Below are 20,655 nucleotides of genomic sequence, written 5' to 3' on the forward strand. Positions count from 1 at the left end.
GCACGGAGCCGGGGTCACGTCCGGTCACGGGCCGCCCAGCCAGCCCGCCGCGTCGAGCCGGAACGCGTCCGCGGGGACGACCCCGCGCAGGCCGGCCTCCAGGTCACGGAGGCGGCGCGGGCCCATCGCCCCCGCCCACTCCGCGCGCAGCTCGTCGAAGACGGCCGCCGAGCGGCGCAGTGCGTCGATGCCGTGCGGGGTGAGGCGGACGAGCTTGCGGCGGGCGTCGGCGGGGTCGTCGGTGCGGGCCGCGTAGCCGAGGGCGATGAGCCGGTCGACCGTTTTGCCGGCCGCCTGCTTGGAGACGCCGAGGCGCCGCCCGACCTCGCTGGCGGTGGCGCCCTCGACGCCGATGGCCTGCATCGCGAATCCGTGGGCGGGGTGGATGTCCGGGTGGCCCTGGCGGGCGAGTTCGGCGTGCAGGCGGTCGATGAGGGTGCGGAACCCCGCGAAGAGGAGCAGGGGCAGTTCGTATCCCCGGCCCGGGTCGGCCGCCATGTCTCCCGCGTCCCCCCTTTCTCCCTTGCCGTAACCGACAACCTGGTTTACCTTCTTGTCGTCAACCATGTTGTCCATTTTACGGGCCCTCGCATGACCCCGCGGGCTCACTGGGGGTACGTGATGTTCACCGAGCACACACTGGAAACCGCGCCGGGCGCCTCGCGGGAGGCCATGCGGAAGACGGCAGTCGCCTTCGGGAAGGTGCCGGAGGCGGTGGCGCGCCTCGCGGAGTCGCCGGAACTCCTGAACGGGTTCCTGGAGTTGAGCGCGACCTTCGAACGGTCGACGCTGGACCCCCTCGCCCGGGAGGTCGTCATCATGACGGTCGCCGTCCGCAACGAGTGCCACGTCTGTGTGGCCCTGCACGCCGGGAAGCTGCGGGCGCTGGGCGCGCGGCCGGAGTGGGTGGCGGCCCTGCGCGAGCGGCGCGCGCTCGACGACGAACGGCTGGAGGCGGTACGGGTGTTCACGCTGGAGGTGCTTGCCGCCGCGGGCGCCGTCGCGGAGGAGCGGCTCGCGGCGTTCCTCGCCCACGGCTACAGCGAACGGAACGCCCTCGAAGTCGTCCTCGGCATCGGTACGTACACGATGTCGACGCTGGCGAACCGGCTCACGCGGGCGGCGTGAGGAGCGGGACGGTCACGGGCGGCGGTCACCTGCGGCGGCGTGTGCCAGGGAGGTGGTACGTCGGCGTACCCGCGCTGGACGGCTGTACGTGCCGGCTGGGCTGGCAGTCCTACCCGACGGCCAAGGACCCGTTCGTGGACGCGGAGTTGCTGCGCGAGGCGGTGCGGCGCGCGGCGGGGTGAGCGGGCGTTCGCGCCTCAGGAGCGGCGCCCCGACAAGCGGCTCAGCAAGGCCAATGCCCTGGGCGAGCGCGTGCGCGCGTGCCCGTATCTGTCGAGAAGATCGGTGAAACCGCGCATCACGTCGGCTCGGCCGCTGCTCAGCGCCCCGTCGTAGAGGGATGTCGCTTCGTCGTCGCGGCCGGACTCGGCGAGGAGAAGGAAGAGGTTCTCCGTCGCCGGGGGAAAGCCCTGGTGATGGGCGTGACGGTAGAGCCGCTCCGCCTCGTCGGGGCGGCCCGCGTCCTCCAGCAGGAAGGCAAGGTTGTTCGAGGCCTCCGGCAGGCCTTGTACGTGGGCCTTCCGGAAGAGGGGCACGGCTTCCTCCGTCCGTCCGTCCTCGGCAAGCAGATTGGCGAGGTTGAACGTCGCCTCGCGTACTCCGGAGGCGTGGGCCCGGCGATACAGCGGCTCCACTTCCGCGTGGCGGTCGGCGTCGCGCCGCCCCCCGTCCAGGGTTACGGCGAGGCTGTAGGTGGACAGTGCGTGTCCCCTCGCATGGGCGTGGCGCAGGAGCGGCAGTGCTTCGTGGGTCCTGCCCTCTGCGATGAGGAGCAGGGCGAGGTTGTAGGTGGCCTCGATGAGGCCCCGGTCGTGAGCGTGCCGGTGGAGCCGTTCCACCTCCCCGGTGCGGCCCTGCCCGGCCAGGAGGCAGGCGAGGTTGAAGGCGGCGTGAGGATCCGCGCCGTGGAGGTGCGCGTGCCGGTACAGCTCCTCGGCCGCGTCGAGGTCGCCTCTCTCCTCCAGGAGGCACGCGAGGTTGTTCGTGGACTCGGTGTGGCCTCGGGCGTGATCGCGCCGGTACACCGCTTCCGCCTCCTCGCGTCGGCCGGTCCTCACCAGGAGGCAACCGAGGTTGTACGCGGCGCTGTTGCCGTCGTCGAGGTCGACGAGCGGGCGCCACGCGAGCTCGGCTGCCTCGAACGCCTCGCGTCTGTAGGCGTTCAGCCCGATGAGGAACCGGTCCTCGTTCTCCGGGGCGTGGGCGAGCGCGGTGTCCCAGACCCGGTCCGGGACGGCGGCTTCCGCGGCGTCGACGAGGTAGTCGAACGCCGTCCAGTGGTCCTCGGGCGCGGGAACGAGCAGGCTCGTCACGCCGTGACGTACGCGCGCGGCCCAGGCGAACGCGTCCTCCAGCGGCTCGGGACGCAGCAGCGTTCCGCCGGCACCGGACAGATGCGTTTCGTGCACCTCCGCAAGGAGAGCCCGGGGATAGGGGCCGCGCAATCCCGCCCGTGCGAGATCGACGGCCGCCGCCACCAGCGCGGCGCCCCGCGGATGCCCACGCGCGGACCACGCGTGCCGCCACTCCCGGAGCAGCACGGGGCCGGCGGCCAGGTACTCGGCGATGCCGTAGGCGGCACGGTGCCGCAGGGCATCCGTGATGCGAGGGTCGTCGCAGGCCCCGGCCCGGGCCAACTCCGCGGCGCTCCACAGCCGGTCGAGATCGACGACCTCGGCGAGCCGCAACACGCGGGAGGCGACTCCGTGATCGTGACCGTTCAGATCGTCGGGGGAGGCGGTGAGTGTCTCGTACGGTTCCGTCCGCATCGTCGCCACGACGGGCACTCCCGACCGGACGAAGTCGGCCAAGACCTGGGGACGGAGCCCGTCGGGGCCCAGGTGGCGTTCCAAGTCGTCCAGCCACACCACGCAGCGCACGCCGGACCGCTCGACCGCTCCGGCCGAGGCGGAGAGGCTCCCGCCGGCCGGCGGAACGAGCACCCGGTGCTCCGGCAGCAGCTTCCGCACCGCTTCGAAGGCGGCCCGCGTCTTTCCGGCCGTGGAGTCCCCGACGACCAGTACGAGTCCGCCGGACACCGCGGCTTCCCGTACCCGGTCCCTCAACTCCCCGTCCACGTCACGCGTCACGTACGGCGGCAGCCTGCTCCCGTCCTTGCCGGGCCGCGCCCGATGCGCGCCCGCGGCCAGCGCGTCCCAGTCGGCGACGAGGGGCCAGCGGTCGGGGTCGAGGAGGTCGTGTGGTGGGTGGCTCTCGTCCGGCGGTGCGATCGTCAGCTGCTGGATCGAGCGGGCCTGGACGAGGTTGCCCTGGCGGCCGCCGTGGACTCGGTTCTCCCCCATGACGCACCACGCTAGCCCGTTCACCGGTCCGAGGCCCGGGGATGCGCCGGGCAGGCAGGGGGGCCGGCGCTAGGCCGCGGAGGCACCGCGGGCGTTCGCGGGGGCGTAGGGCCCGCCAACGCCCCAGGCCTGGGAGAGGGACTCCGCGAAGGCGGCGGCCAGTTTGTGTTCGCCGCTCGCGTTCGGGTGCGTCCCGTCGTACGTGTCCGCGTGGATGTCGTACGACCGCGGGTGCGAGGCGAGGAGGAGCGGGGAGCGGGGGGTGTCCAGGTCCGCCACCGTCTTCGCCAGGAGTTCGTTGAAGCGGGCGACCTCGGCGGCGAACGGCGCGTCCGACTCCGCGCGGATGTTCGGTATGACGGGGAGCAGGACCATCCGGACGTGGGGGTTCGCCGAACGCGCCTCCGTCACGAAGGCGCGCACGTTGGCCGCCGTCTGGTCCGCGTTCGTGTAGAAGCCGAGGTCGATCAGGCCCAGGGAGATGAGGAGCACGTCGGCCGGGTCGCGGCGCAGCGCGTCCGCGATCCGCGGGGCCATGTGCAGCCAGCCCTCGCCCCAGCCCGCCAGGTGACGGCGGGGGAAGTCGGGGTGCGCGGCGGCGCCCGCGTAGTCGTGCGAGACGGGCTCGCCCGCCGCCTTGTCGTAGAGCGCGGTGCGCGGGCCGGCTATGGCGACGTCCCCGGGGCCGAGGGCGTCGCACAGGTGTCGCCACATCCGGTAGCGCCAGGTGTGTTCCCCGGCGCTTCCGATCGTCATCGAGTCGCCGACGAACATGAACCTGAGCATCCGCTCATCATCGCGGATGGGAGGTACCGGCTGCGATGTGAGGCTGCGCACGCCGCCCGCGGGGACGGATGGCACTCTTGGGCGCATGCGTTCGCTTCGGGCTGTTCCGTCTGTTCTCGCCGCTGCCGTGCTGGCCCTCGCCTTCGCCGTGGGCGCGCCCGCCGCGCCCGCCGCGGCCGACGGCCACGACGGGTTCACCATCAAGGATCCGCGGATCGTCGAGTCCAGCGGCCTGGCCGCCTCCCGCGCCCACCCGGGCGTCTACTGGACGCACAACGACCAGGACAAGGGCGCGTTCCTGTACGCGGTCGACTCCAAAACCGGCGAGACCGTCGCCACGATCACGATGACCGGGGTCGGCGCGCCGCGCGACGTCGAGGCGATCTCCGTCGGCAGCGACGGAAACATCTACGTCGGCGACATCGGCGACAACCTCAACGGCACCTGGAAGAACGTCTGGATCTACAAGCTGCCCGAGCCCAAGGTGCTGAAGGACCAGGCGGTCCGCGCCACGCAGTACGTCGTGAAGTACGCCGACGGCGCCCGCGACGCGGAGGCGATGATGGTGCACCCGAAGACCGGCCGCATCTACATCGTCAGCAAGAACGAGGAGGGCGGCGGCCTCTACGAGGGCCCGGAGCGGATGTCCGCGTCCGGCACCAACGTCTTCCGGCGGGTCGCCGAGATCGACCTGTGGGTGACCGACGGCGCCTTCTCGCCGAACGGCGAACAGCTCGCCGTGCGCGGCTACTTCGGGGGCGTCTGGTACGCGTGGCAGGGCGACGGCGAGAAGCCGCGGCGCAAGGGCAGGCTGAGCGTGCCGCTGCAGCGCCAGGGCGAGTCCGTCACGTACACGACCGACGGCACGACCCTGATGTACGGCACCGAGGGCCGGCAGAGCGCGGTGGAACCGGTGGAGGCGCCCGGCGGGGGCGGCAGCGGCGGCGCCGACTCCTCGTCGGACAACGGCGGTACGGCCCGTGAGGGCGACGACCCCTTCTTCGGCGGGAGTCTCAGGACGGGGGCCGTCGTCGTCGGTGCCGTGCTGCTCGCCGTGTTCGGGCTGAAGCGGCTGGGGCGGCGGGGGCGGCGGGGCGGCAGGTGAGGTGAGCGGCGGGGGCCGGCCACCGACTATGTGCGGGCGCGCCCCTACTATGTCCCGGCGCGCCGGGACACCAGTACGTCCAGGCCGTCCAGGAGCCGCTGCAGGCCGAACTCGAAGTGGTCGAAGTCCGAGCCGAACGCGTCGCCGGTGAGCCCGGCCAGGGTCGGGTAGCGGCCGCTGCCCATGGCCTTCTCCAGGGCGGGCAGCTGGGCCTGCCAGAACGCCTCGTCCGTCAGGCCGGTCCTCGCCGACTCGGCCTGGTGCACCTGGGTGCGGGCGACCCCGGTGACGTATCCCTCGGTCATGACGATCACGCCGATCAGCTCGGGGTCGGTCAGGCCCATCGACGTGATCCGGGACAGGGTGCGGTCGAGGCCGCCGACGGAGCCGGGGCCGAGCACCGGGCGGGCCGGGTTGACGTGCAGCAGCCAGGGGTGGCGCCGGTAGAGGACGAGGGTCTCGCGGGCGAACTCCTCGATGCCCTCGCGCCAGCCGCCGGTCCATGAGCCGTCGTCCGGGAGCGGCGTGTACACGTGGTCGAGCATCAGGTCGACCAGTTCGCCCTTGCCCGGCACATATCGGTAGAGGGACATCGTGCCGGTACCGAGCTCGGTGGCCAGGCGGCGCATGGAGAGCGCTGCGAGCCCTTCGGCGTCCGCGAGCCGGACCGCCTCGGTGACGATGCGGTCCAGGGTGAGTCCCGGCTTGGGGCCCCGGGCCGGGCGCTCGCCCTCGCCCCAGAGCAGCTCCAGGCTGCGGGAGATGTCGCTGCCGGTGCGCCGGTCCTCGCCGTTGGTGCTCGTCATGGCACTCACCCTAATCGCCGGGACAAAAACTGGGTACGCCGTACCCGCACAACTGGGTACGGTGTACTCTCAACTGAGTACGGCGTACCCAATGGGGTGCGTGAGGGGCGCGGGAAGGGGACGGCGATGGACGGGAACGGCTTCGCGGTACGGGCCGAGGGGCTCGAGAAGCGCTACGGGGAGCGGGGTCGGCGGGAGCGCCGTGGCGAGCGTCGCGAGAAGTACGCCCTGAACGGCTTCGACCTGCACGTCGAACAGGGCACGGTGCACGGCCTCCTCGGTCCGAACGGCGCGGGCAAGACCACTGCCGTACGGATCCTCGCCACCCTGCTCCGCCTCGACGGCGGCCGCGCGGAGGTGGCCGGCGCCGACGTGGTGCGCGAGCCCGCGCTGGTCCGCGGCCGCATCGGCCTCACCGGGCAGTACGCGGCGGTCGACGAGGTGCTCACCGGACGGCAGAACCTGGAGATGTTCGGCCGCCTCTTCCACCTCGGCGGCCGGCGGGCCGCCCGGCGCGCGCAGGAACTCCTGGCCCAGTTCCACCTGGAGGACGCGGCCGAGCAGGGCGCCGGGCAGTACAGCGGCGGCATGCGGCGCAGGCTCGACCTCGCCGCCTCGATGATCCTCGCCCCCGCCGTGCTCTTCCTGGACGAGCCGACCACCGGACTCGACCCGCGCAGCCGCCTCGAAGTCTGGGACGCCGTACGGGAGTTGGTCGCGGACGGCACGACGGTGCTGCTCACCACCCAGTACCTGGAGGAGGCGGACCGGCTCGCCTCCCGCGTCACCGTCATCGACCGCGGCCGGGCCATCGCCGACGACACCCCCGACGGCCTGAAGAACACGGTGGGCGGCAGCCACCTCGACGTCGTGGTGCGTGAGGCGGCCGACCTGCCCGCGGCCGCCAAGGCCGTGGCCCGCGTCTGCGACGGCGAACCGGTCACCTTCGACCTGGAGCGCCGGGTGCAGGCCGCCGTGACCGACCGGGTCGGCGCCCTCACCGAGGTGGCGCGCACCCTGCGGGACGAGGGCGTCGCGGTCGAGGACATCGGGCTGCGCAGGCCCAGCCTCGACGACGTGTTCCTGCGGCTGACCGGCGAGAGCCGCGGGACGGAGGCCGCCGCATGAGCGCCGCCCTCACCGCCGACGCCTCGCGCGGGCGCCTCTTCTGGGCCCTCGCCGACTGCTGGAACGTCACCCGCCGCTACCTCACCCACTTCCGCCGCCAGCCCGTCAACATCGCCTGGCAGCTGGGCTTCCCCATCATCAGCGTGCTGCTGTACGGGTTCGTGTTCGGCGAGGCGATGAAGGTGCCCGGCGGCGGCGAGGACGGCGACTACCGGCAGTTCCTGATGCCGGGCATGTTCGTGATGACGATGGCCTTCGGGTTCATGAACACGGCGATGGGCATCGTCACGGACTCCACGAAGGGCGTCATCGACCGTTTCCGCTCGATGCCGATGGTGCCGTCGGCCGTGGCGACCGGGCGCGGCCTCGCCGACCTCGTCGTGGCCTGCGCCGAGCTGACCATCCTCGCGCTGACCGCGCTCGCCATCGGCTGGCGCTCCAGCGCGGGCGTGGCCGACACCGTGCTCGCCTTCGGGCTGCTGCTGTTCCTGCGGTTCAGCCTGATCTGGGTCGGCGTCCACCTCGGCCTGGTCGTGCCGACCCCCGAGGCGGCCGGCGGCCTCTACGCGGTGGCCTTCCCGCTCACGATGATCTCCAGCGTGTTCGTGGCGCCGTCCCTGATGCCGGACTGGCTGGCACCCGTCGCCGCGTGGAACCCCGTCTCCTCGACGGGCACGGCCACCCGCGAGCTCTTCGGCAACCCCGGAGCGGGCGGCGACAGCTGGGTCGAGCAGCACGCGGTCCTGATGGCGGTGGTGTGGCCGGTGGCGATCTCGCTGGTGTTCCTGCCGCTGGCGGTGCGGAGGTTCAGGCGGCTGAGCCGGTGAGGTTCGGGGGCGCCCCGGTGCGGGGCGCCCCTTGCGGGGCGCCCTTGGGGGCGCGGGGAACCGCGCGACCAGCCACAGCGCACCCGCAGCTGAAACCGACCGTCGTCAGAGCTTCTCGATCACGTAGTCGATGCACTTCGTGAGCGCCTCGACGTCCGCCGGGTCGATCGCCGGGAACATCGCGACGCGCAGCTGGTTGCGGCCCAGCTTGCGGTACGGCTCCGTGTCCACGATGCCGTTGGCGCGCAGCGCCTTGGCGACCGCACCCGCGTCGATCTCGTCCGCGAAGTCGATCGTGCCGATCACCTGCGAGCGCTTGGCGGGGTCCGTGACGAACGGCGTCGCGTACTTGGACTCCTCGGCCCAGCCGTACAGCGTGCGCGCGGACGCGGCCGTGCGGCCCGTCGTGAAGTCCAGGCCGCCCTGGGAGTTCATCCAGTCCAGCTGCTCGGCGAGCAGGAAGAGCGTGGCGAGGGCCGGGGTGTTGTACGTCTGGTTCTTGCGGGAGTTGTCGATCGCCGTGGGGAGACTGAAGAACTCCGGGACGTGCCGGCCGGACGCGTGGATCCGCTCGGCGCGCTCGATCGCCGCCGGGGAGAACGCGGCGAGCCACAGGCCGCCGTCCGAGGCGAACGACTTCTGCGGGGCGAAGTAGTAGACGTCGGTCTCGGCGATGTCGACGGGCAGGCCGCCGGCGCCGGACGTGGCGTCGACGAGGACGAGGGAGCCGGCGTCGGCGCCCTCGACCCGCTTGACCGGCGCGGCGACGCCGGTCGAAGTCTCGTTGTGGGTGAAGGCGTAGACGTCGACGCCCGCCTCCGCCTCCGGGTCGGGGTGCGTGCCCGGGTCGCTCGTGATCACGGTCGGCTCGGCCAGCCACGGGGCGAGCTTGGACGCCTTCGCGAACTTGGAGGAGAACTCGCCGAAGTTGAGGTGCTGCGACTTGTTCTCGATCAGGCCGTGCGTCGCCACGTCCCAGAACGCGGTGGAGCCGCCGTTGCCGAGGATCACCTCGTACCCCTCGGGGAGGGAGAAGAGGCCGGCGATGCCCTCGCGCACGCGCCCGACCAGGTTCTTGACCGGGGCCTGGCGGTGGGAGGTGCCGAGGAGGGAGGTACCGGTGGCGGCCAGGGCGTCCAGCGCCTCCGTACGCACCTTGGAGGGGCCCGCGCCGAAACGGCCGTCGGCGGGCTTCATGTCAGCGGGAATCTGGATCTCAGCCACGGGGGGAGCCTAACGGCTCGGGGCACGGGGTTCTGGTGGTGTCCGTCGACTGAGACCGTGCCCCGGTCCGGGGTGGACGTCGCGGTGCCCTGCCCCGGACCCCGCTCCTCAAGCGCCGGAGGGGCTGGTTCCTCGCGTTGCGCGCTCGTCCTCAGGCGCCGGACGGGCTCCCTAATCACCGGCCGTAGGCCCCAGCAGCACCGGCAGCTCGTACAGGTCGTTCTGCGTCACCACCGGCTTGTTGCGGAGGGACTTGTGGGGGATCGCCAGGGTCAGGTCCGGGAAGCGGGCGTACAGGGACGGGAGGGCCACGCCTGCTTCCAGGCGGGAGAGCGCCGCACCGGGGCAGACGTGCGGGCCGTGGCCGAAGGAGATGTGACGGGTCGGCGACGTGCGGGTGATGTCGAAGGCGTCCGCCGTGGGGCCGTGGGCCCGCTCGTCGCGGCCTATCGCGCCGTACGAGACGATCAGCGCGTCACCCTTGGGGATCACCTTGCCGCCGACGGGCACGTCCTCCGCGGCGAAGCGGATCAGGACGTGCGAGGTCGGGGTCGAGTAGCGCAGGGTCTCCTCGATCACCGCGTCCCAGCCGACCTCGCCGGCGCGGACCAGGGCGAGCTGGTCGGGGTGGGCGGAGAGGTTGACCACCGCGTTGACGATGAGGGAGATCGTCGTCTCGTGGCCCGCCGCGACCATCAGCTGGAGCGTGGAGACGATCTCCGCGTCCGTGAGGTGGTCGCCGTCCTCCGAGGCCTGGATCAGCGCGCTCGTCAGGTCGTCGCCGGGCTCCGCGCGGCGGGCCGCGACGACCTTGCCCATCATCTCGGCGAGCTCGCCGAGCGTCGCCACGACCTCCTCGGGGGGCGTCTGCGTGGAGAAGAACTGGTCGAAGAGGACCTTCAGGCGCGGGTGGTCCGCCGCGGCGACGCCCATCAGGTCGCTGATGACGTACATGGGGAGGGGGTAGGCGAACTCCGCCTTCAGGTCGACCGGGCCGGGGCCCGCGGGGAGCCCGTCCAGGAGGGCCGTCGTCAGCTCCGCGACGCGCTCCCGCATCCGCTCCACCCGGCGCGGCGTCAGCGCCTGCGCGACCAGCGAGCGCATCCTGCGGTGCTCCTCGCCGTCCACCGTCAGCATGGAACGGCCCGGGTTGGCGAGGCCGATCAGCGGCCAGTCGGCGGGGATCTCGCCGCGCCGCCAGGCGCCCCAGACCCCGATGTCCTTCACCAGGCGCTTGTCGGTGAGGAGTTGGCGGGCCTCGGCGTGGTGGGTGACCGCCCACACCGGCACGCCGCCCGGCAGCTCTGCCTCGGCGAGGGGCCCCGCGGCGCGCAGCCGCGCGCTCTCCGCGTCGAGGTCGGTGACGAACGGATCCAGGGCGATGCGCGTCATCTGAGGTCTCCAAACGCTGAGGTCGGGGTCGGGGTGAAACTCACCGGCAGATCGGTCAGGCCGCGCAGCCAGGGGGAGGGGCGGCGGGTCAGGGCGTCCGCGGGGACCGCGAGGTCGAGGTCGGGCAGGCGGTCGAGGAGGACCTCGATGCCGGTGCGCGCGATGACCTCGGCGACCTCCTGGGCCGGGAAGGGGCAGCGGTGCTCGCCGTGCCCGAAGGAGAAGTGGGCGCTGTTGCCGCCGGTCAGCGCCGAGCCGTCGGTGCGGACCTGCGGGTCGGAGTTGGCGGCGGCGAGGCCGAGCAGGAGCAGGTCGCCGGAGTTGATGCGGCGGCCGCCCAGCTGGGTGTCGCGGGAGGCCCAGCGGCCCGCGACGTTCTGCGTCGGGGTGTCCTCCCACAGGACCTCGTTCATGGCCTCGGCGACGCTGTGCCGGCCGCCGAAGAGCGACGCGGCGAAGCGGTCGTCGGTGAGCATCAGGCGCAGCGAGTTGCCGATCCAGTCGGCGGTCGGCTGATGGCCCGCGGCCATCATGACCATCAGGTCCTGGGCGATCTCCTCGTCCGTGAACCCGTCCTGGCCGTCAGCCGCCTGGCTCTCCAGCATGTACGAGGCGACGTCGTCGCCCGGCGCGGTGTGCTTGTCGGCGATGAGCCGCGCCATCGACTCGGCCAGGTGCTGCGCGCCCGCGAGGGCCCGTTCGCGGCCGTCGATCATGTCGTTCATCGCGGTGACCAGGCCGGGGCCCCGCTCGTCGGAGAAGCCGTAGATACGGGCGAGGACGCGGACCGGGAGCAGCATCGCGTACTCGGCGACGATCTCCGTGGCGCCCTTGCCGCAGAACCGGTCGATGAGCTCGTCCGCGAACTGCTCGGCGTGCGCCTTGAGTTCGAAGGGGTCGACGCCTTCGAGGGCGTGCGCGATCATCGCGGCGCGCCGGGTGTGCCGCTCGCCGACGGTGTAGAGGATGGAGGGCTGCTTGTGGCCGATCATCGGCAGCAGCGGCCAGTCGGCGGGGATGTTCGGCCACTGGTTCCACAGCTCGGAGTCGCGGCTGTAGAGCGCCGGGTCGCCGGTGACCTGGTGCAGCTCGCGGTAGCCGAGCACCAGCCAGGCCGGTATGCCGCCGTCGAGCAGCACCGGGGCGACGGGGCCGTGGTCGCGCCGCATCTCCCGGTACAGCGTGGCGGGTTCGGTGCTGAACCGCGGTCCGGAGAGCGGGACGGCGCCGGGTGCGGCGGCGCCGGCGCCGGTTACGGGGCAGGTCACTGGGCGGTCTCCTGGGAGGCGTGTCGCCGCTCTGCGTACAGCGACGTGAGGTGTTCCACGAGCGTGATCAGCACGTTCTTGACGGACTCGCGGGAGCGGGCGTCGCAGTCGACGAGCGGCACCCCGGGGTCGAGGTCGAGCGCCTCGCGCAGCTGCTGTGTGGTGTGCGCGGGGCCGCCGAAGTCGTTGCGGGCCACGATGAACGGCGTGCCGTGGTGCTCCAGGCGGTCGATCGCGTACCAGGAGTCCGCCAGGCGGCGGGTGTCGACGAGGACGACCGCGCCGAGCGTGCCGGAGAAGAGGCGGTCCCACAGGAACCAGAAGCGTTCCTGGCCGGGGGCGCCGAAGAGGTAGAGGATGTTGTGCGCGTCGAGCGTGATGCGGCCGAAGTCGAAGGCCACGGTCGTCGACGTCTTGGCGCGCAGCCCGTCGAGGCCGCCGGTCTCGTCGATGCCCCGCCCGGCCTGCGTCATCGTCTCCTCGGTGTTGAGGGGACGGATCTCGCTGACCGAGCGCACGAGCGTCGTCTTGCCGACGCCGAAGCCCCCGACCACGACGATCTTCAGGCCGTTGTCGGCGGTGGCGGTCAGTTCCGTGCGGGAGGCCCCGGTAGCGCTGCGTTCAGAGATTGCGGAGTCCAACGAGCACCTGCTCCAGGATGTCGGGGTCGGGAAGGCTGTGGTCGCCGGCCGCGCGCGGGTGGCGGGCGCTGATCCGGCCCGCGTCGAGCAGGTCGGACAGCAGGATGCGGGTGATGCTCACCGGCAGGCCGAGGTCGGCGGCGACCTCCACGACGGCGGTGGGCAGCCGGCACATCCGCAGGATGGCGGTGTGCTCGGACTGCATGCCGGGGACGGGGCCGGACTCGGCGACGACGAGGGTCACCAGGTCGAAGGGGGTGTCGGGCGCCGACCGGCTGCGTCCCTGCGTGAGGGTGTACAGCCGGTCGGGGGTGTCGTCCCGGCCGGGGCGGCTCATGAGGCGGGCAGGGTGCGGGGGCCGTCGTCGGCGCGGGGTGCGGCGCGCAGGTACTCGCCGAGCTGCTCGACGAGCTCGCTCATGGTGTGCCCGACGAGGCCCGCGTCGGCGTCCTCGGCGGCGATGACCGCGAGGTGCGCGCCCTCGCCGGCCTCGACGATGAAGAGGATGCCGCCGTAGAACTCGGCCATCGCGGAGCGGACCCCGCCGCTGCCGTCGCCGAACTCGGCGGACGCGCCGTGCGACAGGGACTGGATGCCGGCGGCTATCGCGGCGAGCTGGTCGGCCTGGTCGACGGAGAGCTCCGGGGTGCGGCAGAGCTTGAGGCCGTCCCGGGAGAGCACGAGGGCGTGCCGGGCGCCGGGGGTGCGCTCCAGGAGACCCACGAGGAGCCAGGTGAGCTTCTCGTCGGTGGTGCTGCCGGGGGTGGAGCTGCCGGGGGTGGTGCCGGTGGTCATCGGGGGGTGTCGCCTTCCGGGTGCGGGGAGGTTGCGGTGGCGTCCTGGTCCTCGGACGGGCCGGAGGTCTCCGGGTCCTGCCCGGGGGCGCGGACGGCCTGGCGGAAGCTGCTGAAGCGGGCCGCGGTGCTCTTCGCGGCCTCGGCGTGGGACCGGATCCGGGTCTCGCCGGTGTCGCTGTCGGCGCGGGCCCGCTCGGCGGCGGCGAGGGTGCGGCCGCGGGGGCGCTTGGGCAGCGGGGCCTCGGGAGCCTCGGCTTCGAGGGCCTCGAGGGCCTCGAGGGCCTCGGGGGTGGCTGAGGCCGGGCGCGCGGGGTCCGTCGGTGGGCGCGGGGCCGCGGGGGGAGGTGCGTACTCGCCGTCCCTGCGCCGCGTCGGGAGTTCCTGGACGCCGGCGTCGGCTCGGTGCTCCGTGCGCACGTCCCCCCGCGTCCGCTCCGGCGTGCTCGCGGGTGCCGGGAGGGCTGTCGCGGCCGGCAGGGGTGCCGGAACGGGGGTCGGGGCCGTCTCCGAGGGCCGGGACAGCAGCTCCTGGGGGATCAGCAGGAGTACGCCCGTGCCGCCGCGGGCCGAGGGACGGAACGAGACCGTCAGGCCGTGCTTGCGGGCCAGCCTGCCGACGACCGCGAGGCCGAGCCGGGTCCCGGACAGGCCGCCGAGCCCCTCCGTCCCGCCGGACACGGCGTGTTCGGCGCGGCGCTGCTGCACGGGGCCCATCACGAGGCCGCTGTCCTCGACGGAGATGATGACGCCGGCCGCGACCTCCTCGATGTAGACGTGCACTTCGGAGGTGGGCGGCGAGAAGTTCGTCGCGTTGTCGAGGAGTTCGGCCAGGGCGTGCATGACGCCCTCGGCGGCGTGGCCGGCGACCGCGACCTCGCTGGCCGAGTGGACGCGCACGCGCTGGTAGCCGCCGATGCGGCCCATCGCGCCGCGCAGGATCGACTCCATGACGATGGGGCGGGCCCAGCGGCGGCCCGAGCGGGCGCCGGTGAGCACGGCCACGGAGTCGGCGATGCGGCCGGCCTGCGCGGTGCGGTGGTCGAGGTGGAGGAGGTCGGTGAGGACGTCCTCGTCGGCGTGCCTGCCCTCCATCTCACGCAGGTCGGCGAGCATGCCGGTGGCCAGCGCCTGCATGCGGCCCGCGGCGTTGGCGCAGGCGGCGAGGGCGGCGGCGCGCTCGGACTCGGCGCGCCGGGCGCGCACGGTGAGTTCGGTGCGCTCCCGGGCGAAGTACTCGGTGAGCGCGGTGCGCTCGCGGGTGAACTCGTCGGTGCGGGCGGCCTGCTCCTGCACGATGCGCCCGGCGTCCTGACGCACCGTCTCGACCCGGCGGCGCAGCAGGGTGTTGGCGCGCACGGTGTGGAAGGCGAGCGTCACGGCGGCGGTCAGCGCGAGGGCGGCGGCACCGGATCCCCAGGCCAGCGGGGTGCGTACGGAGGCGGGCGCGAGGGCCACGGCGGCCCCGGCGAGCGCGGCGCAGGCCACGGCGCAGGCCAGCAGGACGAAGGCGGTGGGGCGCAGCGGAGGGTGCTCCGTCCCGGGGCGCGCTAGGGGGGTTTGCGCGGTCATCAATCGGGGTCCTCGATCGGAAGCGACACACTCTGCTCAAGTTCTGCTCAAGTGAGGATCACTATAGGAGAGTTGTCGACCGAGTTGGGAATCTTCCCGTCCGGATCGGGAGATAACGGGTGCGGCGGGGTGGCCACGAGGGGCCGGTGCGGGGGCATCCTGGACCGCATGAGCGATCTCGACGGCGCCTTCGCAGGACCCGGACGGAGTGCCGACGGACGGGTGCCGGGGGACCCGCACGGACGTGGGCGGCGTACCGCGGGACGTACCGACGGGCGTGCCGACGGACGTACCGGCAGAGGAGCCCCGGCCGACCCGGAAGGGCTCGCACGGCAGTTGCGCGCCGCCGTGCGCGGCGAGGTGGACCTCTCCGTCACCGCGCGGGCCCTGCACACCATGGACGCCTCCAACTACCGCCGGATCCCCGCCGCCGTGGTCGCCCCGCGCGACGCGGACGACGTGGCGGCGGCCCTCGCGGTCTGCCGCGAACACGACGTGCCGCTCGTGCCGCGCGGGGCGGGCACCTCCATCGCCGGGCAGGCCACCGGCACCGGCGTCGTCCTCGACTGCACCCGGCACCTCAACCGCGTCGTCTCCCTCGACCCCGAGGCGCGGACGGCCGTGGTCCAGCCGGGCGCCGTCCTCGACGACCTGCGCGCGGCCGCCGCCCCGCACGGCCTCACCTTCGGCCCCGACCCCTCCACCCACAGCCGCTGCACCCTCGGCGGAATGATCGGCAACAACTCCTGCGGCGCGCACTCGGTGGCCTGGGGCACGACCGCCGACAACGTCGCCTCCCTCACCGTGACGGACGGCCGCGGCACGTCCCGCCGTCTCGCCCGGGGCTGGGACGGTGCACCCGAGGGCCTGCGCGCGCTGGTCGAGGCCGACCTGGCGCTGCTGCGCACCGGCTTCCCCGACCTCCCGCGCCGCATCTCCGGATACGCGCTCGATGCGCTGCTCCCCGAACACGGACCCGACCTCGCCCGCGCCTTCTGCGGCTCCGAGGGCACCCTCGGCGTCCTCACCGAAGCCGTCGTACGCCTCGTCGAGGCGCCCCGCGCCCGCGCGCTCGCCGTCCTCGGGTACGCCGACGAGAGCGCGGCGGCCGAGGCCGCGGCCGGACTGCTCCCCTACGGGCCGCTCACCGTCGAGGGCATGGCGGCCGACCTGGTCAGGGGCGCGAACGGGCTGCCCCGGGGCGGCGCCTGGCTCTTCGTCGAGACCGGCGGCGCGAGCCCCGCCGAGGCCCGCGCGCACGCCGGCGCCCTGGTGCGGGCCGCCGCGGCGGAGACGGTGGACGCCCTGATCGTGGCCGACCCGGCCGGTCAGCGGGCACTGTGGCGGGTGCGTGAGGACGCCAGCGGTACGGCGACCCGGATGCCGGACGGCTCGGAGGCCTGGCCCGGCTGGGAGGACTGCGCGGTGCCGCCGGCCCGACTGGGCGGCTACCTCAGGGACTTCAGGGCGCTGCTCACCGACCACGGCCTGCGGGGCACCCCGTACGGGCACTTCGGGGACGGCTGCATCCACGTCCGCATCGACTTCGACCTGCTCACCGGCGACGGCGTCGCCCGCTTCCGCCGCTTCTCCGAGGAGCTCGCCGACCTGGTCGTCGCCCACGGCGGCTCCCTCTCCGGCGAGCACGGCGACGGGCAGGCCCGCGCGGAACTCCTGCCGAAGATGTACGGGCCCGAACTCGTCGGCCTCTTCGAGCGCGTGAAGGACCTCTGGGACCCGGCGGGCCTGCTCAACCCGGGCATGCTGGTGCGGCCCGCCCCGCTCGACGCGAACCTGCGCTTCGCCCCGCTGCCGCGCGAGCCGGTCGACGTCGCCTTCGGCTATCCGCACGACGGCGGCGACTTCTCGGCGGCGGTACGCCGATGTGTGGGTGTCGCCAAGTGCCGTACGGCCACGCCCGCTTCACCCACCGCCGTGATGTGCCCGTCCTTCCGCGTCACCGGCGAGGAGGAGCACTCCACGCGGGGACGGGCCCGGCTGCTGCACGAGATGCTCGCGGGCGAGGTGGTCACGGACGGCTGGCGCTCCACGGAGGTCAGGGACGCGCTCGACCTCTGCCTCTCCTGCAAGGGCTGCCGCTCCGACTGCCCGGTGGGCGTCGACATGGCCACGTACAAGGCGGAGTTCCTGCACCACCACTACCGGGGCCGCCGCAGGCCGGCCGCGCACTACGCCATGGGGTGGCTGCCCCGCTGGCTGCGGGCGGTGTCGGCGACGCGCACGGCACGCCTCGTGAACACCCTGGCCCGCGTCGCCCCCTTGGCCGCGCTCGCCAAGCGCCTCGGCGGGATCGCCCCGGAGCGCGCGGTCCCGGAGCTGGCGCCGCGCACGTTCCGCCGGTGGTGGCGCGGAAGGCCGCGCGCCGGGGGCCCGCCCGACGTCGTGCTCTGGCCCGACACCTTCACGGACCACCTCTCGCCGTCGGTGGGCCGGGCCGCGGTGGCGGTCCTGGAGGACGCCGGGCTCACGGTGGCGGTGCCCCCGAGCGGGGTGTGCTGCGGCCTGACGTACGTCTCGACGGGCCAGCTGGACCGGGCCCGCGCGGTGCTCCGCGCCACCCTGGACCGCGTGGAACCGTTCCTGGACGCCGGTACGCCGGTCGTCGTCCTGGAGCCGAGCTGCGCCGCGACCCTCCGCTCGGACCTGGCCGAACTCCTCGGCGACGACCCGCGGGCGGCCCGCCTCGCGGCATCCGTCCGCACGTTCGCCCAGGCCCTGGAGGAACTGGCCCCGCGGTGGGAGCCGCCACGGATCGGCCGCCCCGCGGCCGGCCAGACCCACTGCCACCAGCACGCGGTACTGGGCGACGCGGCGGAGCGGCGGCTGCGCGAAAAGGCGGGCCTGGCAGGGGAGTTGGCCGGTGGCTGCTGCGGCCTCGCGGGGAACTTCGGTTTCGAGCGCGGCCACTACGAGGTGTCGAAGGCGTGCGCCGAGGAACACCTGCTGCCGTCGGTGACGGCGGCCGGCGAGGACGCGGTGATCCTGGCCGACGGCTTCTCCTGCCGCACCCAGCTGACGCAGCTGGCCGGGGTGCGGGGACGGCATTTGGCGGAGGTGCTGGCGGAGGGGCTGGGGCGGGGGTGAGGGGAAGGTAGGGGTGTGGGTGGGTTGGGGGGGGCGATGCGGACGGCTGGGTCACGGGTGTGCCACCCCCCCGGCTCCGGTGCCGCGTGGGGAACGTTCAGGTGGCTCACTCAGGGGCGCGGGGAACTGCGCAATCCCCCGGCTCCGGTGCCACACGGGGAACGTTCAGGTGGCTCACTCAGGGGCGCGGGGAACTGCGCAATCCCCCGGCTCCGGTGCCACACGGGGAACGTTCAGGTGGCTTACTCAGGGGCGCGGGGAACTGCGCAATCCCCCGGCTCCGGTGCCGCGCGGGGGAGCGTCCAGGCGGCCCACCCAGGGGCGCGGGGAACTGTGCAAACCCCGGGCCCCGGAGCCACGCGGGGAACCGCGCAATCGCCCCGGGTTCCCGAGGCGGACGGGGGCGGCCCGTCACATGCCGTCCGTCTCCGCCAAGACCTCGTGGGCCAGGGCCACCAGCGCCGCCAGGGCCGGGTGGTGTGACGGGCCGTCGCGCCAGGCCAGGACCACCGGCAGGGGCGGAGCGTCGGTGAGGGGACGGTAGGCGACCGCGGGGTGCGGGTGCATGCCGGGGGTCGCCGTCGTCGTCACGCCCACCGCGCGGTCCGCGGCGATCGCGGCCAGCCAGTCGTCGGTGTTGGCGACGGTGATCGTGGACGTGGGCCGCGCGTCCGCGGGCCACAGCTCCAGGGTGGTCGTGCCGGAGACCGCGTTGAGCGCGACGGTGCGCGGCGCCAGGTCCGCGAGGCGCAGGGCCGTGCGTTCCGCGAGCGGGCTGTCGGCCGGGACCGCCGCGACCCGGTGCTCGATGTGCAGGAGCTCGGTGACCAGGCCCGGCACGTCGACCGGGCCGCGCAGCAGCGCCACGTCGACCGCGCCGCGGCTCAGCCCGGCGGTGCGGTCGTCGATGCGCAGGAGTTCCAGGGGCACGTCGGGGTGCGCGGCGCGCCAGCGGCGCAGCAGCGGCGTGGTGGCGGGACCCGCCGCCGCCCACGCGTGCCCGAGCCGCAGCGGCCGCCGCACCGAGCGCCCCGCGTCCAGCGCGTCCTCGAACGCGGCGACGGCGACCGCCGCCCGGTCCCGGAAGGCGTGGCCCGCCGCGGTGAGCGTGAGGTGGTGCGTGGAGCGGTCCACGAGCCGCGTGCCGAGCGCGTCCTCCAGGGCGGCGAGGGTGCGGGAGGCGGCGGGCTGGGTGATGCGCAGCCGAGCGGCGGCCCGGGTGACGCTGCCCTCCTCGGCGACGGCGAGGAAGCAGCGCAGGTGGCGCAGTCCGACGGGCTGATCAGTCATGTCCGGGGAGCATAACGACAGCGCAATCGGCATTTCACAAGCCGTGCCGAGCGTCGTAGCTTCGATATGTGGACGTGGGTTGCGTACAGCAGTGAAGGGGCCCCACAATCCTGTCTCAGTGCACTGTCTTATACGGTGCAGTCCAGGAAACTGAACCCCGGCCCCGCCCGGGGAAACCCGGGAAGTGCGGACCGCACACCAGGAAAGGCTCGCCCGTGAACGTCTCCCGCAGCGACCAGGCAGCACCCGCGGCAGCGGCCGAGACCGGGCTGCGCGGCCGTCTTGGCCACCTCGGACCCGTCGGGCTCGTCCTCGCGGGCGGGATCTCCGTCCAGTTCGGCGGCGCCGTCGCCGTGAGCGTGATGCCGAGGGTCGGCGCGATCGGCATCGTGACGCTGCGCCTCGTCTTCGCCGCGCTCGTGCTGCTCGTCGTGTGCCGCCCCAAGGTCCGCGGCCACTCGCGCGCCGACTGGGGCACCGTCGTCGCGTTCGGCGTCGCCATGGCCGGCATGAACGGCCTCTTCTACCAGGCCGTCGCCCGTATCCCCATGGGCCCCGCGGTCACGCTCGAAGTCCTCGGCCCGCTCGCGCTCTCCGTCCTCGCCTCGCGCCGCGCGGTGAACCTGGTCTGGGCCGGGCTCGCCCTCGGCGGCGTCTTCCTGCTCGGCGGTGGGGGCGGCCTCGACGGCCTCGACCCGGCCGGTGTCGCCTACGCCCTCGGCGCCGGCGCGATGTGGGCGACGTACATCCTCTTCAGCGCCCGCACCGGACGCCGCTTCCCGCAGGCCGACGGTCTGGCGCTGGCGATGGCGGTCGCGGCGGTGCTCTTCCTGCCGCTCGGGATCGCCGAGACCGGCTCGCGGCTCGTCCGGCCGGACGCGCTGGCGCTGGGCGCGGCCGTCGCGGTGATGTCGTCCGTGCTGCCGTACACCCTCGAACTCCTCGCGCTGCGGCGGCTGCCCGCGCACACCTTCGCCATCCTGATGAGCCTGGAACCGGCCATCGCGTCCGTCGCCGGGTTCCTCGTCCTGAGCCAGGCCCTGTCCGTCGCGGAGGCGCTCGCCATCGCCCTGGTCATCGCGGCGAGCATGGGTGCGGTGCGGACGCAGGTGGGGCGGCGGGGATCGCGGGCCGGCGAGAGCCTGGTGGCGGAGGCGGCGGCGGGGCCGGCGGCAGCGGGCCCGGAGGCTGCGGGGTCGGCGGCCCGAGGAGTCGACTGTCGCAGCGGCGGCCGGCGGGTCGGGGATCCGTCCGGACATCGCGCGGAGGCCGTCCGAAAAGTAATG

The 20,655-nt window shown here is 73.7% G+C and carries 18 protein-coding genes and 1 pseudogene; 7 read left to right on the plus strand and 12 right to left on the minus strand.

Features of this window, described 5'->3' with window-relative positions:
* Nucleotides 1-24 precede the first annotated feature (24 nt).
* On the minus strand, nt 25-576 hold the full coding sequence (locus ACZ6B8_RS37060) for a MarR family winged helix-turn-helix transcriptional regulator (RefSeq protein ID WP_471610081.1): 552 nt from the start codon (nt 574-576) through the stop codon (nt 25-27).
* Between the two features lie 15 nt (nt 577-591).
* Here ACZ6B8_RS37060 and ACZ6B8_RS37065 point away from each other — a divergent pair, with 15 nt between their 5' ends.
* Both ACZ6B8_RS37065 and ACZ6B8_RS37070 read left to right on the plus strand, forming a co-directional pair.
* Nucleotides 592-1,128, plus strand: a complete 537-nt coding sequence (locus ACZ6B8_RS37065; RefSeq protein WP_471610082.1) for a carboxymuconolactone decarboxylase family protein — start codon at nt 592-594, stop codon at nt 1,126-1,128.
* A gap of 41 nt (nt 1,129-1,169) precedes the next feature.
* Complete coding sequence (locus ACZ6B8_RS37070) at nt 1,170-1,310, plus strand: hypothetical protein (RefSeq protein WP_471087888.1); 141 nt, start codon at nt 1,170-1,172, stop codon at nt 1,308-1,310.
* A gap of 15 nt (nt 1,311-1,325) precedes the next feature.
* Here ACZ6B8_RS37070 and ACZ6B8_RS37075 read toward each other — a convergent pair whose 3' ends face one another.
* Both ACZ6B8_RS37075 and ACZ6B8_RS37080 read right to left on the minus strand, forming a co-directional pair.
* The gene (locus ACZ6B8_RS37075) at nt 1,326-3,431 is read right to left on the minus strand and encodes a tetratricopeptide repeat protein (protein WP_471610083.1); all 2,106 of its coding nucleotides are present in this window, start codon (nt 3,429-3,431) and stop codon (nt 1,326-1,328) included.
* A gap of 69 nt (nt 3,432-3,500) precedes the next feature.
* Nucleotides 3,501-4,217, minus strand: coding sequence for an SGNH/GDSL hydrolase family protein (locus tag ACZ6B8_RS37080; protein WP_471610084.1), 717 nt, complete (start codon nt 4,215-4,217; stop codon nt 3,501-3,503).
* 85 nt (nt 4,218-4,302) lie between these two features.
* Here ACZ6B8_RS37080 and ACZ6B8_RS37085 point away from each other — a divergent pair, with 85 nt between their 5' ends.
* On the plus strand, nt 4,303-5,322 hold the full coding sequence (locus ACZ6B8_RS37085; RefSeq protein WP_471087878.1) for a TolB-like translocation protein: 1,020 nt from the start codon (nt 4,303-4,305) through the stop codon (nt 5,320-5,322).
* Between the two features lie 47 nt (nt 5,323-5,369).
* Here the strand turns inward: ACZ6B8_RS37085 and ACZ6B8_RS37090 are convergent, their stop codons facing one another.
* The gene (locus ACZ6B8_RS37090) at nt 5,370-6,128 is read right to left on the minus strand and encodes a TetR/AcrR family transcriptional regulator (RefSeq protein ID WP_471087875.1); all 759 of its coding nucleotides are present in this window, start codon (nt 6,126-6,128) and stop codon (nt 5,370-5,372) included.
* A gap of 126 nt (nt 6,129-6,254) precedes the next feature.
* Between ACZ6B8_RS37090 and ACZ6B8_RS37095 the strand changes: the two genes are divergently transcribed.
* Together ACZ6B8_RS37095 and ACZ6B8_RS37100 are read left to right on the plus strand one after the other, a co-directional pair.
* A complete protein-coding gene (locus ACZ6B8_RS37095; RefSeq protein ID WP_471610085.1) occupies nt 6,255-7,256 on the plus strand; it encodes an ATP-binding cassette domain-containing protein in 1,002 nt (333 codons plus the stop codon).
* Nucleotides 7,253-8,083 carry an ABC transporter permease gene (locus ACZ6B8_RS37100; RefSeq protein WP_471610086.1) on the plus strand — a complete coding sequence of 277 codons (831 nt, stop codon included), beginning with the start codon at nt 7,253-7,255 and terminating at the stop codon, nt 8,081-8,083. The genes ACZ6B8_RS37095 and ACZ6B8_RS37100 overlap by 4 nt, the downstream gene beginning before the upstream one ends.
* A 105-nt stretch (nt 8,084-8,188) precedes the next feature.
* Here ACZ6B8_RS37100 and serC read toward each other — a convergent pair whose 3' ends face one another.
* From serC to ACZ6B8_RS37135, 7 genes are all read right to left on the minus strand, one after another.
* Nucleotides 8,189-9,307, minus strand: coding sequence for a phosphoserine transaminase (gene serC / locus ACZ6B8_RS37105; protein WP_471087866.1), 1,119 nt, complete (start codon nt 9,305-9,307; stop codon nt 8,189-8,191).
* 171 nt (nt 9,308-9,478) lie between these two features.
* Nucleotides 9,479-10,699, minus strand: a complete 1,221-nt coding sequence (locus tag ACZ6B8_RS37110) for a cytochrome P450 family protein (RefSeq protein ID WP_471610087.1) — start codon at nt 10,697-10,699, stop codon at nt 9,479-9,481.
* Entirely contained in the window at nt 10,696-11,967 is a 1,272-nt protein-coding gene (locus tag ACZ6B8_RS37115) for a cytochrome P450 (RefSeq protein ID WP_471610088.1), read from the minus strand. The genes ACZ6B8_RS37110 and ACZ6B8_RS37115 overlap by 4 nt, the downstream gene beginning before the upstream one ends.
* Nucleotides 11,964-12,608, minus strand: a complete 645-nt coding sequence (locus ACZ6B8_RS37120; protein ID WP_471087860.1) for a GTP-binding protein — start codon at nt 12,606-12,608, stop codon at nt 11,964-11,966. The genes ACZ6B8_RS37115 and ACZ6B8_RS37120 overlap by 4 nt, the downstream gene beginning before the upstream one ends.
* Nucleotides 12,589-12,945 carry a DUF742 domain-containing protein gene (locus tag ACZ6B8_RS37125; protein WP_471087857.1) on the minus strand — a complete coding sequence of 119 codons (357 nt, stop codon included), beginning with the start codon at nt 12,943-12,945 and terminating at the stop codon, nt 12,589-12,591. Before ACZ6B8_RS37125 ends, ACZ6B8_RS37120 begins: the two co-directional genes overlap by 20 nt.
* Nucleotides 12,942-13,403 carry a roadblock/LC7 domain-containing protein gene (locus ACZ6B8_RS37130; RefSeq protein ID WP_471087854.1) on the minus strand — a complete coding sequence of 154 codons (462 nt, stop codon included), beginning with the start codon at nt 13,401-13,403 and terminating at the stop codon, nt 12,942-12,944. Before ACZ6B8_RS37130 ends, ACZ6B8_RS37125 begins: the two co-directional genes overlap by 4 nt.
* Nucleotides 13,400-14,974 carry a sensor histidine kinase gene (locus ACZ6B8_RS37135; protein WP_471610089.1) on the minus strand — a complete coding sequence of 525 codons (1,575 nt, stop codon included), beginning with the start codon at nt 14,972-14,974 and terminating at the stop codon, nt 13,400-13,402. Before ACZ6B8_RS37135 ends, ACZ6B8_RS37130 begins: the two co-directional genes overlap by 4 nt.
* Nucleotides 14,975-15,370: 396 nt before the next feature.
* Here ACZ6B8_RS37135 and ACZ6B8_RS37140 point away from each other — a divergent pair, with 396 nt between their 5' ends.
* On the plus strand, nt 15,371-18,079 hold the full coding sequence (locus tag ACZ6B8_RS37140; RefSeq protein WP_471610102.1) for an FAD-binding and (Fe-S)-binding domain-containing protein: 2,709 nt from the start codon (nt 15,371-15,373) through the stop codon (nt 18,077-18,079).
* A 411-nt stretch (nt 18,080-18,490) separates the two neighbouring features.
* Here ACZ6B8_RS37140 and ACZ6B8_RS37145 read toward each other — a convergent pair whose 3' ends face one another.
* Nucleotides 18,491-19,402 carry a LysR family transcriptional regulator gene (locus tag ACZ6B8_RS37145; protein WP_471087848.1) on the minus strand — a complete coding sequence of 304 codons (912 nt, stop codon included), beginning with the start codon at nt 19,400-19,402 and terminating at the stop codon, nt 18,491-18,493.
* A 182-nt stretch (nt 19,403-19,584) separates the two neighbouring features.
* Here ACZ6B8_RS37145 and ACZ6B8_RS37150 point away from each other — a divergent pair.
* A pseudogene (locus ACZ6B8_RS37150) lies at nt 19,585-20,499 on the plus strand (EamA family transporter); the annotation flags it as partial.
* Between the last annotated feature and the right edge of the window lie 156 nt (nt 20,500-20,655).

Source organism: Streptomyces sp. NPDC041122 (genome assembly GCF_055592445.1).